We start from the raw sequence: 16421 nt of genomic DNA on the forward strand, positions 1-16421 counted from the left end.
TGTGCTATAATACTGCTAAATCCTCGTCCATTGGATCACATAAAAACATGTGCCCTGGTGAATGAGTTATCATTAATTCCGGTTTACTGGTCATGGCAATTGATTGAGGTGTTACTCCACATGCCCAAAACACTGGTACTTCACCATCTTTGATTATAGATGCATCACCGAAGTCTGGTTTATTAACATCCTTTATTCCTATTAAACTTGGATCTCCTATATGAATTGGGGCACCATGAACTTGAGGGAATCTTGATGTCGCTTGAACCGCTTTAGTAATTAATTTATATGGTATTGGTCTCATACTCACAACCATTTTGCCATGAAATTTACCTGCTGGCTCACAATCAATATTGGTTATATACATTGGAACATTGTGGTTATCTTCAATATGTCTAATTGGAATATGTGCATTTATCATAGCAGACTCAAAAGAAAAGCTACAACCAATTAAAAATCCTACTAAATCATCTCTCCAATAATCTTTTAAATTTAGAACTTCATCAACTAATTCTCCATGTTTATAAATTCTGTATTTTGGTATATCATATCTCAAGTCTGCTCCCCTTGCCATTAGCTTTGGTTCTGGATCTCCCACATCTGTTACATCAAGTATTGGACATGATTTTGGATTTCTTTGAGCAAACAATAGAAAATCAAAAGCTAAATCTTTTGGAACAATAGCTAAGTTCGCTTGAATATGTCCTCTGCACATACCAGAGGTAGGTTGTACTACCTTACCACTTCTAATTAAATCTCTCACTTCTTTTGGACTCATATTTGTTAAATCAAACATCTTTTACCCCCTAAAATTTTTATATTTAACTATTTATTTCTTCAACTTTAACATTATATGGATTTCCATTAACTTTCAAGAAAAAACTTCTAGTATTCAATACTTCTACATTTTTCGGTGTATTTATGTGTTTTTTTATATCCGTAATTTTGTCTTCTAATTTATTTATTAGTAGATGTGATTCTTCAAGTGTTGATTTTTTAAATACAATTTTATCGCCAGGTTTGGCTTGTGCAACCTTAGGCAAATCTACAGTAATAACATTAGCTATTTTAGTATAACCACCTGTTGTTTGTCTATCTGCCATCATAATTATTGGAGTGCCTTTACTAGGAACTTGGATAGCTCCCATTGATATTCCATCTGAAATAATATCTGCTCCATCCTTATGTTGAATTTTTTCTCCATCTAGTGTATATCCCATTCTATCACAGTTATTTGTAACTGTATATTCACTTTTAAAGAAAGTTTCAAGGCCCTCTTTGGTAAAGCAGTCATCTTGTGGCCCTAAAACTACTCTTAATTCTACTGTATTACTATAGTCATAAAAACCCTTTTCAACTTTTCTTCCTTCTAAATCACTTAAGGAAGAGCTGGACTTACATATTTGAATTAAATCACCTGGATTTAGAGATCTCCCTTCATATCCTCCTAATTTCGCTCTAAGAAATGTAGACTTGCTACCCATTATTATTGGAACGTCTATTCCTCCAGCAAAGGCAATGTAACTTCTACAACCTCTCTTAAGCCCTTTAAAAGACAAACAATCACCTGAATTCACTAATATACTTTGATTCATATTTATAGGTTTATTATTTATTAATGGCTGTAAATCACCACCTGTTATGGCAATAACCTCTGAATTTAAAAATTCGATCTTAGGACCCATTATTGTGACTTCTAATATTCCCTCATGTTCATCATTTCCTACTAAAATATTCGCTAATCTTGCTGAAAATTGATCCATAGCTCCTGAAACTGATACTCCATATTGTTGAAATCCATATCTACCTAAATCTTGAACTGTAGTCATCAAGCCTGGATTGAGAATTCTAATTTGTCCCATTGTCATCACCCCAATCTTTTTTTGGATGTGTTATATATTTATAAGTTCCATTTTTTACTGATTCTATAATTTTTTTATATTCTTCTTCTCCTATACTCTTAAAAGAAATATAGTTTCCAGCCTTTAATAAAATTGGATTTTCTCGTTGTGGTTCGAATAGCAAAAGAGGAGTACGTCCTATTAATTGCCATCCACCAGGACTATCTATAGGGTATATACCTGTTTGTTCACCAGCTATTCCTACTGACCCACCAGGTATCTTAGTTCTAGGTGCTTGTAATCTAGGGGTAGCTATTTTTTTATTCATGCCACCTAAATAAGGAAATCCAGGAGTAAAGCCAAGCATATAAATTAAATACTCACTAGAAGTATGTATTTTTATTACCTCTTCTTTTGTTATCTTATTGTGTAATGCCACATTTTCTATATCCGGTCCGTAATCTCCACCATATATAGTTGGTATTTCAATTACCTCAGGTGCTGGTAATTTAATATTACTTAAATTTTTCTCTAATTTTATTAAAGTATCTACTAGCTTACTAAAACTTATAATATTTGGATCATAATGTATCATCAATGAACGATAAGTAGGAACTAGCTCAACTATACCTTTGATGTTTTGCATTTCAATTGCTACTGTTACGGCCCTTATCCTACTATTTATTTCATCAGTTATACTGTTTCCAAATTCCATATTTAATGCCTTATCGCCAGAAACCAAATACTTCGTTTCCTCATACATATATATTCCTCCATTAAAAATTCGTAAAATGATTATAATAATAACCATTTTACGATATAATATTTTGTTATTAACTGTTATTTACTAAATAATGCTGTAATGCTCTGTAATGATACAAAACCTGAATAAGCAGTAATTATCACTATAAGTATACCGAATACGATTAACCATGTTGGGTGTTTATAATCACCTACAATTTCTTTTTTTCTTGATGCTAATAAAATAGTACCCAATGTAACTGGTAATATTAATCCATTTAAAGAACCAGCTAAAATTAATAACTTAGCAGGTTTGCCTATAAATGCCATTATTAAAGTAGATAAAGCAATAAACCCTACAATAAAATGGTTTTCGTATTTACCTATAGTTTTATTTAATGTTTTTAAGAATGAAACTGAAGTGTATGCCGCCCCAATAACAGAACTAATAGCTGCTGAAAACAGTACAACTCCAAAGAATTTATAACCTACCTGACCTGCGGCATTTAAAAAAGCATCTGCTGCGGGATTGCTAGAATCCAGTTTTATACCTTTAGAAACTACTCCTAAAATAGCTAAGAAAAATAATACCCTCATTATTGATGCGACACTAATCCCCATTATTGCACTTTTATTAATTTGGTTTAAATTTTCTTTTCCTGTAATACCCGCATCAATCAAACGATGCCCTCCAGAGAATGTAATGTAACCCCCTACTGTTCCACCTAGTAATGTTATTATTGGAAATACTAATTTACTTACACTATCAGGTGCAACTGTTTTAACTATAGCTTCTCCAACTGGTGGTGAGCTTACCACTGCTACATATCCTGCTAAAATTATCATTACTATTCCTAATATATAAGTTAATCTATCCATTATATTCTTAGCATTTTTGGATAAGAATATAAATATACCTAATAATCCACCTAAAATTGTTCCAACTTTTATATCCATACCAAAAATAACATTTAATCCTAATGCAGCTCCACCAACATTACCTATATTAAATGCAAGTCCACCTAGCGCCACCAAGAAAGCTACAAAATAACCTAATCCAGGCAAAACCTTATTAGCTATGTCTTGCCCTCTCATGCCAGACACACCTATTATTCTCCAGATATTTAATTGAACGCCAATAGTTAATATAATCGATACAATAATAGCGAATCCAAAATTTGCTTTATATGTCTCTGTGAAACTTGCACTTTGTGTTAAAAACCCTGGTCCAATTGCTGATGTTGCCATAAGAAAGGCTGCTCCTAAAAGAACACCAAGATTTGAATTTTTCTTTTTACTATTATCCATATTTATTCTCCTTTAGCTATTTTATAAAACTTCCCATTGATACAACTTCTATTCCTTCTGCTACTAAAACACTTCTGATTTTTTCTACAAATACAACAGCTTGAGGATTATCTCCATGCACACAAATCGTATCTGCTTGTATATTTATATCTTCACCATTGATAGATTCTACTTTGCCTTCTTTTACCATTCTAAGAACTCTTGATATTGCCAATTCTGTATCATGTATTACTGCTCCTTCTTTTTTTCTAGAAACTAAAGAGCCATCTGAATTATATGCTCTATCAGCAAATACTTCATTAGCTACCCTAAGCCCCACCTTTTTTCCAGCAAGGGTTAATTCACTATTTGCAAGACCAACTAATATTAAATTTTTATCAACTTCATACACTCCTTCAGCAATTGCAAAAGCTAATTCTGCATCTTTTGCAGCCATGTTGTATAGTGCGCCATGAGGCTTAACATGTTGCAACTCAACACCTTTTCCCTTTGCAAATGCCCACAAAGCACCTATTTGATATTTAATATAGCTCTTTGCCTCATATGCTGTAACCTTCATCTCTCTTCTTCCAAAACCCATTAAATCAAGAAATCCAGGATGCGCACCAATAGCAACCTTTTCCCTAACTGCAATATCTACTGTTTTAGCCATGACAATAGGATCTCCTGCATGAAATCCACAGGCTATGTTTGCAGAAGAAATATGCTTTGCTACATCTGAATCTAACCCCAATTTGTAATCTCCAAAACTTTCCCCAATATCACTATTTAAATCAACTTTAAACATTTTACACCTCCAAATATTATTCATCATTATAGTATGCAATTACAATGCCAATCAACGCAGAATTGTAATTATGTGTAATTCAATAAAAACTATGAATTTAATTTATATATGTGTACAATCACACAGTAAATTGAGCGATATGCAACAAATAGTGCACAATCGCTCAATTTAATTATAAAAAATATTTTTCTATTCTTCTTTTAAAAGCAAATCTGCTAATACCTAGCATTTCAGATGCTTTAGTATAATTATTACTGCATTTTTTTAAAGCTAACTTCAAATAATAAGTTTCCATTTCTTCAACTTCTTTTTCTAAAGAAAACCCTGGGTAAAATACTTCATTTTTACATTCATGATTTGTAAATTTCAAAATATTTTCATCTTCTCTTATATTCCTTTTAAATTCATATGGCAAGTCACCTATGTCTATATATTCCCCACCACTTAATATAACGATTCTTTCAACTACGTTCTTTAATTCTCTAACATTGCCACTCCAATTATATGATAAAAGAGATTTTTCTGATTTTTTTGTAAAACCTTTTATATTTTTATTAAACCTTCTGTTATATTCCTGTAGGAAGTTGTTTGCTAAAATAAGAATATCTCTTCCTCTCTCCCGAAGAGGTGGGATGTATATAGGAACTACATTTAACCGGTAATATAAATCTTCTCTAAATTCTTTATTTTTAATTGCTTTTTCTAAATCTTTGTTAGTAGCTGCAATTACTCTTATATCAACCTCAATATCATCTAAGCCACCCACCCTTTTGAATTTTCTTTCTTCAAGAAACCTTAATAATTTGGGTTGTAATTCTAATGGCAATTCACCTATTTCATCCAAAAAAACAGTCCCTCCATCAGCAATTTCTAACAATCCTTTTTTCCTATTATTAGCTCCAGTAAAAGCATTTTTTTCAAAACCAAATAATTCACTCTCTATTAGTTGATGAGGAATAGAGCCACAATTAATATTTAGTATATTTGTATTTTTTCTTATACTATTGTTATGTATTGCCAATGCAACAAGTTCTTTTCCAGTACCAGTTTCACCTCTAATTAAAACTGTTACATTATCATTATTTGATAATATTTTTATTTTGTTAAAAACATCTAACATAAGAGGATGTTCTCCAATTATATTTTCAACATACGATTGCTTTTCTTTTTCTAATATAAAAACTTTTTTTTGTAGTTCAATATTCTTAATGATTCTTTTTATTATAATATCTATTTCTTGTAAATCAAAAGGCTTATTTATATAATCAAATGCACCTATTTTAATTGCCTTTACTGCAGTTTGTATATCTCCATAAGCTGTCATAATTACTATTTCTATTTCATTGTCAATTTCTTTTATGTTTGGTAAAATATCCAGTCCATTTTCATTAGATAATCGCATATCCAAAAAAACTACTTGTGGTTTAAATTTTTTTACTTCTTCTATAGCTATTTTACCATCATGAGCAGTGCTAACTTTATATCCTAAATCTTTAAGCCCTTCACTCAAGGATAATCTAATAATCTCTTCATCGTCAATAATTAGAATTTTATTATTCATTTAGTTTACCTCCCATAGTAGGAAATCTCAGTTTTACATTCGTTCCTTCATCTACAACACTCTGTATATTAATTTCTCCTTGATTACCTTTTACTAGTTCATATACTACTGATAATCCAAGTCCTGCACCTTGAGGCCTTGTTGTAAAAAACGGATTAAATATTTTATTAAAATCATGCGGTTGGATACCACATCCAGTATCTTGAAATTCAATTTCAACCATATTAACACTTTCTTCTAGATAATTATTAAATACAATAGTTAACATACCTTTTCCATCCATTGCATTAATAGCATTTTTTATTATATTTAAGAAAATTTGTTCTAATTGAGCTTTATCTACAAAAGATATTGTATTATCACAATTTATATTTATATTTATCACTATATTTTTATCTAATGCCGTTTTATTAACTAATTCTAAGGCACTATCCAATACTAACACTAAATCTGTTCTCTCATATTTTGGAGATCTCGGTTTAGCAAAATCTAATAAACTTGAAATCAAATGATTTATTCTATCTATTTCGTGAAGAACTCCATTAAATATCTTTTCATTGTTCTTGTCTTCTTCTTTGCATAATCTATTTTTTAAAACTTGAATTCCAGTCTTCATTCCTGCTAAAGGGTTTCTGATTTCATGTGCGATTCCTGCTGCTAACTGCCCAATAGATGTAAGCCTATCTAGTGTATCCATGTTGTTTTCTATTTTTTTTCTCTCGCTAATATCATTAAAATTGCAAATGGCGCCTCTAGAGCCTTCTTTATCTTTTAATAAGGAAGTAGTGGTATCAAGATATATTTTACTTCCTTCTTGAATATCATTGAACATTAACACATTGTTTATTTTTTTATTTGTTTCTAATGTTTCATAAATTTGTTTATGTAAATTCTCCTCAATATCTTTATCTAAATTTCTTTTAATGCTAAAAAAACTTTCTGCAGCCTGATTTACAGATAATATATTTCCATATTGATCGGTAGTTATTATACCCGCTGGTACGTTTTTTAAAATATCTTCATTGAATTTGGTTACTTCAATTAATTCATTAGTATTATATTGCAATCTATCTAGCATATTATTGAAAGCTTTTGCCAATATACCTATTTCATCTTTACGTTTTATATCAATTTTTTCTTGAAAACTACCCTGGTCCACTATTTTATCACAAAGTTCTGCTAACATTTTAATAGGTTTTGATATGTTATAAGATATAAGAATAGATGCTTGCATTGAAAATATTAAAGATATAATTGCAATTAAAATTATATTTTTTTGACTATCTAGCACATTATAAAAAAATATATCCTTGTTTAAACGGTATCCTATTACCCAATTCCAATCACTATATATTCTATATGTAAATATATAGTCTTTTGTAGTAATATATTTATTGCTATAATTTAATTCCTCATTCATTAAGCTTAATATCCAATCCTTATCTTTACCATAATTATTCAACAAAATTTTATGGTCACTATAAATAATTAAATTATCTTTACCTATATCTTTATAATATTCAATAACAAAACTCTTTGCCTCATCCTCATTCTTTATATTGCTGCTTTCATTTTGAAATATAAGTATCATCTCTTTTAAATTATTTGATGCATTTTCTATTTCATTTTCTAATAGCAAGTTATAACCATTCATATATGATACAACGCCAAGCATCAAAATAGATATTATTAATAAAATCATAAAAGGTATTAGAATTTTATTTTCAATGTCACTTCTCACTATTTTTCCTTCCTTTGCTAATTGTATATTTACTAACAGCATAAAATGTTATAGCAGATGCTATAACACTTGGGAATGCTGGATGTATTGTAGAATACAAATTCTTAATCATAAACACAATTATAGTAACAAGTCCTACAATAAAAGATGAAATTGCTCCTTCTTTTGTTGACCCTTTCCAAAATACTCCGCCATATAAGGGAATTAAAAAAGTAGCTGAGAAAAATCCCCATATATATCCACCAAACACTAATAAACTAACCGGTGGATATATAGCTAATATCAGAGATACTGTCCCTATTATAAAAATAAAAATTCTACTTAAATTTAATAATTTTTCTTCATTTACCGAAGGATTTATTAAATTTTTATACAAGTCGTATGTAAATCCACTTGCTGCTACAAGAAGTTGTGAATTTGCAGTTGAAATAGCAGCTGCTGTTATACTAATTAAAATTAAACTACTAAAGGGAGAATAAATTATATTATTTATCATATAGGGAAAAACTTCATCTTCATATCTAATTGATTGTATTGATGGTTCTAAAACTCTTCCGCCCAAACCTATTATCATAAGACCCACATACATAAACGCTAGCAAAATTACAGAATAACAAACCATTTTTATAGCTGTTGTTGTATTTTTAGCAGATGATATACGAATTGCATATTGAGGATTAGCAGCCAAACCCAAGCCCCAACCAAAAAAAGAAGTTAATGTAATCATAGGTGGCATAAGTCCCTTTGCAAATGGGTCAAGCAGCCCGCCCTTCTCAGTTATATTTTGATAATAAGGGAATGGTCTAGTGTTAATTTCTGCTGCTTTCTCATGAATAATACTTATGCCTCCAACTTCACTTAATACGATTACTGCGGTTAAAACTATTCCAACAACAGTTAAAATAATATTTAAACTATCTGTTTTAGCTACAGAAAACAGCCCTCCAAATGTTGTATATATTACAAATAGATACACTAAAGAAATAGCGACCATATAATTAATATCTAATAATTCAGAAATTACAATTCCAAAACCTCTAATTTGTATAATAATATAAAAAGTATATGTAATTACAATAATAATACCTGTCATAGCTTGTAAACTTTTACTATTATACCTTAAATAGAAAAATTCAGGTACTGTTAATATATCATATTTTTTTAATCTGGATGCTAACAAAACTAGCATTGTAGCTCCTAAAAACCATGGCACAATAGAATAAAGTACAGTATTGTAACCAATTGCATACATTGAACCCGTAACACCTTGCATGGATGCCGCACTAAACCAAGTTGCACTAAATGTAAAAACACTCGCATACAATCCCAATGAATTTCCTGCAACAAAAAAATCCCGTGAATTATTAGTTTTTTTAAATCCACTTTTACCAAAAAATAATAGAACAATAGTATAAACTGTAAAAAACAAAAGATATATAATACCTTTATTCATTGTTATGCCCCTTCCTTTTCATATTTTTAATTATAATGATAGCTAGTATTAAAGGAGATAGGGCTGATGAAATAAATAAACCTCCAACAATTATCCACGTATTAATTGGTAATCCTAAAATTTCTGACATATACTAACTCCTAACTATATACTTATATAATTTCAAACAGTAAATAATAATTTACAAAAGGACTCACTAAGTGAGTCCTATATATCATATTATTAATTTTCTAATTTATCAAATAACTTCACCATAATTGCTGCCGTTTCTGCTCTTGTTAAATAATCATTTGGGTGAAATTGTCCTGAATTTTTTCCAGACATAATTTGATTTATATAAACCATTTTTATTGCTTCAACTTCAGTTAAGTCTAACTCCTTTATATCTGAAAATATACTACTTATATCTAAGGATTCATATTTGCTATCTTTTATAAGAATATTTGATAATATTAACGCTGCTTCTTTTCTTGTCATTTTATCATGTGGTTTAAAGTAACCAGAATTGTTTTTAAATAATCCTGAGTTATACATATCTTCAACATAATTTAATGCCCATGGGCTAATCATATCTGCATCTAGAAATGGTAATTCTATTGTTTTTTCTATTGAAGTTTCCGTATCTACTTCATCTTTTTGTTGTGTTTCACTTTGGGATATTTTTTCGTTATCCAATGTTCTGCTTAAGAATATACTAAATAATTCATTTGTAATATATTCATCTGGTTTAAATTTTAAAGCTTCACTTATAATGCCTTCTTTATAAAGTTTCATTATATCTTTTCTTGCCCAGTGAAAACTAATATCATCAAAAATATATCTACCATTTACTATATCTCCAGTGCGTGTTAGCCAATTTCGCTCAATCCAACCTTGCTTATAATCATTAATATACATCTTATACCAATAGTATCCATTCTTTAGAATTGGTCCCTCTGTTATTGTTCCTAATTGATTATGTTCAAGGTCAAAAATATATTTGCCTCCTGGAACATCTCTAAGCTGATAAGATTTTCTTATACCATCTGTTCTTACGAAATCTCCAACTTCGTAAAGAACAATACCTCCTGAATTAATATTTGAAGGAGTTGGTACTACTAGTGACCTGCTTGGTTTTCCACTCTGTGGTAAATATGCGAAATCAATATTACTAATATTCTGATTATATTCGTCCTTACATATATCGTAAACAAGCTGTTGATACGTATACCTCTTAACATGAGAAGGTAATGTGTTTGGATTGTTAGACTGTGCCCACCCATTATAAGCCCATAAAGCAAAATACCAGTTTTCCAAAACGTCTGGATTCATATCTCCTACACTTGACACATTTTTATACGAACTCATGCTCCACTTATTGAGTAAAACATCTGCACCCGCCTCAATATTATACATGATATCATATTTTAGTCTTTGGGAGTCATATCCACCATTTCTGTTATTTATCATCATCAGCCCAATACAATTTCCAGTGGTTTTTGGTGACCCATTTTCATTAAAATGTTCATAGGTTGACTCAACCCTTGCAATTGCCTTCATTAAAACTGAAGGTATTGCTCTTTTTATAGATACTTCTTCTATCATAGATTCTATTTCTTGACGACTCGGATTATAACTATTTGCAAACACAATTGTGTTTAAAGCAAATGTAATTATTATAACTAAAGAAATAATTTTACGGGTTTGGGTTTTAAATACTTTCATATTTACAGCCTCCCTTAATTTTAGATTTTTAATTGAACTAATTGCTATATTGTATTCGTTCAATTATATTTTGAATTTCCTCTTTTGCCATTTGTAACGTAACTAAAGCATTTTCTTCATTTTCACCTTTTATAGAAAAATACACCTTGAGCTTTGGTTCAGTACCTGAAGGTCTAAGAACTACCCAAGAATCATCCTCAAAACAAAACTTCAAAACATCTGATTTAGGATAGTATATTTTTTCAATTTGTCCATTAACAAGATTTGATGCAATACTCATCTTATAATCATATACAAGAGGAATTTTCTTTCCTGCCAACAAATTAATTTTATTTTCTCTAAAATGTTCCATAATCATTTTCATTTTATTTTGACCTGATATACCATTAAAATATAATGAAAGTGTTTCTTCTTTAAAACAACCATATTCTTCATATATTGAATCAAGTATTTCTAATAAATTTTTATTCTTTGTTTTATAATATGCAGCCATTTCACATATGAGCATTGATGCAATGACTGCATCTTTATCTCGTACAAATGTACCTGATAAATATCCATAGCTTTCCTCATACCCAAATATAAATTCATGTTCATTACTTTCTTCAAATGATTGTATTAATTCCGCAATATATTTAAAGCCTGTTAATGTATCTATAGTAGTTACACCATAATTAGAAGCAATTAGTCGACCTATTTCACTTGTAACAATTGTTTTAATTATTGCACCATTATCAGGAATTCTTTTTTGCTCTTTAAGTGTAGATAAAACATAATTTAATAATAATGCCCCTGTCTGGTTACCATTTAATGCTATGTACTCATCATTGCTTTTTACAACCAAACCCACTCTATCACAATCAGGATCTGTACCAATAATTATTTCGCCATTTACTTCTTTAGCTAATCCTATTGCCATTTCAAAAGAACTTATTTCTTCAGGGTTTGGCGATTTTACGGTTGAGAAATCAGGGTCTGGATTTTCCTGCTCTTTTACTATTGTAACATTACTATATTCCATTTCTTCAAGAATTTTTCTAACTAGTTTATTACCTGTACCATGAAGAGGAGTGTAAACGATTTTTAAACTCTTATTTATATTTGACCTTAAACTTAGCTTTTTAATTTCCTCAATATATGAACTATCAATTTCACAGCCTATTAATTTTATACTTTTATTGTGTTGATATTGTGAACTTTTTATATCTTCTAATTTTACACTGTTTATTTTATCTATAATATATTCAGCATCTTTTGTCACCTGTCCACCATTTTCATCATACACTTTATATCCATTGTAGTCTGGTGGATTATGGCTCGCAGTAATAACAACACCAGCTTTGCATTTAAAATATCTAACTGCATAAGAAAGTTCAGGCGTTGGTCTTAAGCTTTCAAACAAATAAACTTCAATACCATTTGCAGCAAATACACATGCAGATGCTCGTGCAAATTCAGCTGACATATGTCTTGAATCATATGCTATAGCTACTTTCTTAGCCTCATTAGGATATTTTTCATTTATAAAGTTGGATATACCTTGAGTTGCTTTAGATACTGTTTGTATATTAATACGATTAGTACCGGCTCCTATTTTACCACGCATACCTCCTGTACCAAATTCTAGATCTTTATAAAACCTATCTTCTATCTCACTATCAATTTTTTCTATAGTTTTTAATTCTTCCTTAATTTTTTCATCAACGTATGGGCTTTCTAACCACATTTCATACTTTTCCCTAAACATAATCATCACCCTTTACTTTAATTTTAATTTATTTAAATAAGATTTAAAGCTATCTTTTAAGTCATCCCTTTTAAGTGCAAAGTCAACAGTTGCCTCGAGAAACCCTATTTTACTTCCAACATCATACCTTTTTCCTTCAAAAACATAGGCATACATTTTTTGAATTTTAGCAAGTTCTTTTAGTCCATCAGTGAGTTGTATTTCCCCGCCAACACCTGTTTTAGTATTTTCAAGTATTTTAAAAATCTCAGGAGTAATAATATACCTACCTAGTATAGCAATATTTGTTGGTGCTTTGTTTATATCTGGTTTTTCGACTAAACCATTTACTGTGTAAACCCTTTCGTTTACTTTATCCCCTGATACTATTCCATATTTGTTAACATTTTCCCATGCTACTTCTTGCACTCCTAGTATTGACGATTCATATTCATCATAAATATTTATCATTTGCTTTAAACATGGAACTCTAGAATCTACAACATCATCACCTAGCAAAACAGCAAACGGTTCATTTCCTACGAATGATTTTGCGCAATATACTGCATGCCCTAATCCCCTTGGATCTTTTTGCCTTATTGTATGTATATTAATCATTTTAGATATTTTTTGTACTTCTTCTAACAATTCTTCTTTTTTATTTTTTTCCAAATTATATTCTAGCTCAATAGCCCTATCAAAGTGTTCTTCAATTGAACCTTTATTTCGACCTGTTATAATTAATAAATCTTCTATTCCAGATGATATTACCTCTTCAACTATATATTGAATTGTTGGTTTATCTACTATAGGCAACATTTCTTTAGGTATTGCCTTTGTTGCTGGTAAAAATCTAGTTCCAAGCCCCGCTGCAGGAATAATTGCTTTTTTTACTTTCATATTTTAAACCCCCATTTAATTGTAAATCTACACGAGGAGGGCACGGCATAACCGAAACTCTCCCCCTTAATTTATACTCTACTATAATTGGTTTTTATATCTTCTGTAAGTAATGAATCTTTCAACGAATCCATATTCTCTAATGATTGACCAGTTCCCTTTGCTACGCATGAAACTGCATCTTCTGCTATTACTACATCCAAGCCCGTTCTCTTTGATATTAATTTATCTAAACCGTGTACTAAACATCCTCCGCCTGTCATAATAATTCCTTTTTCGCTAATGTCTGCAGCTAATTCAGGTGGAGTTTTTTCAAGTACAGAATGAACAGCATCTGCAATAGAAGTTATAGTTTCTTCCATAGCTTCTAATAAATCAGACGAAGAAATTGTTAAATTTACAGGAAGTCCCGTGACTAGATTTCTTCCTCTTACTTCCATATGTTTTTCCTCTTCTACTGGAAAAGCAGTACCAATACTTATTTTCAAATCTTCTGCACTTCTAAGTCCTATCATAACATTATATTTTTTTCTTACATATCGAACAATTGCTTCGTCACACTTGTCCCCTGCAACTTTTATAGAACGGCTTACAACTATTCCACCTAATGAAATTACAGCTATATCAGTAGTTCCTCCACCCATATCAATAATCATATGACCAGATGGCTTAGTTATATCAAGTCCTGCACCTATAGCAGCTGCAACTGGTTCTTCTATAAGGTATGTTTTTTTTGCACCAGCATTGTTACTTGCTTCAAGAACTGCTCTTTTTTCTACCTCTGTAACTCCACTAGGAACACATATAATTACTCTTGGTTTTACTATAGAATTTCCTACGGCCTTTTTTATAAAATATTTTAACATTTTTTCTGTTATATCAAAATCAGATATTACACCATCTCTCAATGGTCTAATTGCAACAATATTACCAGGAGTACGACCCAGCATTTTTCTTGCTTCCTCGCCCACCTCAAGTATCTTATTAGTATTTGTATCTATCGCAACCACTGATGGTTCCTTTATTACTATTCCTTTTCCTTTTATGTAAACTAACACACTTGCCGTACCAAGGTCGATTCCAATATCCATTCTGAAACCCATTTTTGTTTTCTCCTCCTGAATTTATCTTTATGTGTTTTTAATTATTTAATTAATCATACTATTATTCTACTCTAAATAATAGTAAATTTTTCTAAATCTATAATATTCATAAAATTATATCACAGTTCATTCATAATTTCAATTTTTTTATTATTCATACTAAATTTTAATATTAGAAAATATGAAATCCCACAAAATTTGAAACTTTGTGGGATTTTTGTAATTTTATACATATTTTACTCTATATACAATAACAATTGTATTTTTATAATTTTATATTTCTATTATTTACTTTCTAAAATTTTCTTTATTTTTTGAACTGGATCTAAAAGTTCGCTCAGTGATCCATCATAGTTTAAAGTATCAATAATATTAGCAATATACTTAGACATATCAACTTCTGTATACCATTTTTTAGTCAACAATTCTGGTCTTCGATAAATTAAATTCGTAGTGAAAATTCTAGAAACAATACCATCTTCATGCGCTTTATCAAATTTATCAAATCCCTCAGTAAACAAACCGAATGCAGAAAAAATATATACATTTTTTGCTTTTTTTTCTTTTAACTTCTTAGCAACATCAATCATAGAATCACCTGAAGCTATCATATCATCAACAACAATAACATCCTTACCTTCAACATTATCACCTAAAAACTCATGGCTTACAACAGGATTTTTACCATTTACTATAACCGTATAATCTCTTCTCTTATAGAACATTCCAAGTTCAAGTTCCATAACAGAAGAATAATACATACACCTTGACATACCACCCTCATCTGGCGAAACAATCATCATGTGTTTTCTATCGATAATTGCATCTGGTACAGTTCTAACAAATGATTTTATCATTTGATAATGAGGATGAAAATCTTCAAATCCATGTAAAGGTATTGCATTTTGAACCCTAGGGTCATGTATATCAAAGGAAATAATATTTTCTACTCCCATATTTGTGAGTTCCTGCAACGCTAACGCACAATCTAGAGATTCCCTCATGGCCCTTTTATGCTGTCTGCCCTCATATAACATAGGCATTATAACTGTAATACGTCTTGCCTTACCGTTTATTGCTGCTATAATTCTTTTTAAATCCTGATAATGATCATCTGGGCTCATCGGAACATCCATTCCATACATATTAAATGTTACTCCATAGTTAAATACATCCGAAATAATATATATATCACGTCCCCTAACAGTTTCATTAAGTACACCTTTTGCCTCTCCCGAACCAAACCTAGGGCATTTAGCGTCTAGCAAAAATGTTGTTACCGGACCATCACCCTCTGAATAAATGACTCCATTTTCACTTTGTCTCCACTCTTTTAGGTAATAGTCTATTTTTGATGCAATTTCTTCGCAACCCTTCATTCCTATAATAGATAAACCGCCTATTGGCTTAAATTCAGAGTTACAGTATAATTCATTTGTATCCATTTTATTCCTCCCGTTAATGGCAAAGCAAATATATAAAATTTTAACTATCACCATTTTTCTCTTACATTCTATCAAATATTTATAATTTGTCAAAACAACTGTAAAAAAAAA

At 30.3% G+C, this 16421-nt stretch carries 14 protein-coding genes; all 14 read right to left on the reverse strand.

What is annotated here, in order from left to right:
- Positions 1–4 precede the first annotated feature (4 nt).
- Positions 5–796 carry a putative hydro-lyase gene (locus tag J2Z76_RS13105; protein WP_209512522.1) on the reverse strand — a complete coding sequence of 264 codons (792 nt, stop codon included), beginning with the start codon at positions 794–796 and terminating at the stop codon, positions 5–7.
- A gap of 25 nt (positions 797–821) precedes the next feature.
- Positions 822–1862, reverse strand: coding sequence for a 5-oxoprolinase subunit C family protein (locus J2Z76_RS13110; protein ID WP_209512523.1), 1041 nt, complete (start codon positions 1860–1862; stop codon positions 822–824).
- On the reverse strand, positions 1849–2604 hold the full coding sequence (gene pxpB, locus J2Z76_RS13115; RefSeq protein WP_209512524.1) for a 5-oxoprolinase subunit PxpB: 756 nt from the start codon (positions 2602–2604) through the stop codon (positions 1849–1851). Before pxpB ends, J2Z76_RS13110 begins: the two co-directional genes overlap by 14 nt.
- 77 nt (positions 2605–2681) lie before the next feature.
- Positions 2682–3890, reverse strand: coding sequence for an NRAMP family divalent metal transporter (locus J2Z76_RS13120; protein ID WP_209512525.1), 1209 nt, complete (start codon positions 3888–3890; stop codon positions 2682–2684).
- Between the two features lie 16 nt (positions 3891–3906).
- Positions 3907–4677 (reverse strand): LamB/YcsF family protein, encoded by a 771-nt coding sequence (locus J2Z76_RS13125; RefSeq protein ID WP_209512526.1) that lies wholly within the window; start codon positions 4675–4677, stop codon positions 3907–3909.
- A 172-nt stretch (positions 4678–4849) separates the two neighbouring features.
- Positions 4850–6238 (reverse strand): sigma-54-dependent transcriptional regulator, encoded by a 1389-nt coding sequence (locus J2Z76_RS13130; protein ID WP_209512527.1) that lies wholly within the window; start codon positions 6236–6238, stop codon positions 4850–4852.
- Positions 6231–7940 (reverse strand): sensor histidine kinase, encoded by a 1710-nt coding sequence (locus J2Z76_RS13135; RefSeq protein ID WP_209512528.1) that lies wholly within the window; start codon positions 7938–7940, stop codon positions 6231–6233. Before J2Z76_RS13135 ends, J2Z76_RS13130 begins: the two co-directional genes overlap by 8 nt.
- A gap of 28 nt (positions 7941–7968) precedes the next feature.
- A complete protein-coding gene (locus J2Z76_RS13140; RefSeq protein ID WP_209512529.1) occupies positions 7969–9432 on the reverse strand; it encodes a sodium:solute symporter family protein in 1464 nt (487 codons plus the stop codon).
- The gene (locus J2Z76_RS13145; RefSeq protein ID WP_209512530.1) at positions 9425–9562 is read right to left on the reverse strand and encodes a hypothetical protein; all 138 of its coding nucleotides are present in this window, start codon (positions 9560–9562) and stop codon (positions 9425–9427) included. The genes J2Z76_RS13140 and J2Z76_RS13145 overlap by 8 nt, the downstream gene beginning before the upstream one ends.
- Positions 9563–9654: 92 nt before the next feature.
- Positions 9655–11136: an S-layer homology domain-containing protein gene (locus J2Z76_RS13150; protein WP_209512531.1), complete on the reverse strand. Its 1482-nt coding sequence runs from the start codon at positions 11134–11136 to the stop codon at positions 9655–9657.
- Between the two features lie 37 nt (positions 11137–11173).
- Positions 11174–12883: a phospho-sugar mutase gene (locus tag J2Z76_RS13155; protein WP_209512532.1), complete on the reverse strand. Its 1710-nt coding sequence runs from the start codon at positions 12881–12883 to the stop codon at positions 11174–11176.
- Positions 12884–12895: 12 nt separating this feature from the next.
- Positions 12896–13762 carry a UTP--glucose-1-phosphate uridylyltransferase GalU gene (gene galU, locus J2Z76_RS13160; protein WP_209512533.1) on the reverse strand — a complete coding sequence of 289 codons (867 nt, stop codon included), beginning with the start codon at positions 13760–13762 and terminating at the stop codon, positions 12896–12898.
- A 71-nt stretch (positions 13763–13833) separates the two neighbouring features.
- Positions 13834–14865 carry a rod shape-determining protein gene (mreB, locus tag J2Z76_RS13165; protein ID WP_209512534.1) on the reverse strand — a complete coding sequence of 344 codons (1032 nt, stop codon included), beginning with the start codon at positions 14863–14865 and terminating at the stop codon, positions 13834–13836.
- 284 nt (positions 14866–15149) lie between these two features.
- Complete coding sequence (locus J2Z76_RS13170) at positions 15150–16310, reverse strand: ribose-phosphate pyrophosphokinase (RefSeq protein WP_209512535.1); 1161 nt, start codon at positions 16308–16310, stop codon at positions 15150–15152.
- Between the last annotated feature and the right edge of the window lie 111 nt (positions 16311–16421).

The organism is Sedimentibacter acidaminivorans (assembly GCF_017873955.1).
Taxonomy (GTDB): domain Bacteria; phylum Bacillota; class Clostridia; order Tissierellales; family Sedimentibacteraceae; genus Sedimentibacter; species Sedimentibacter acidaminivorans.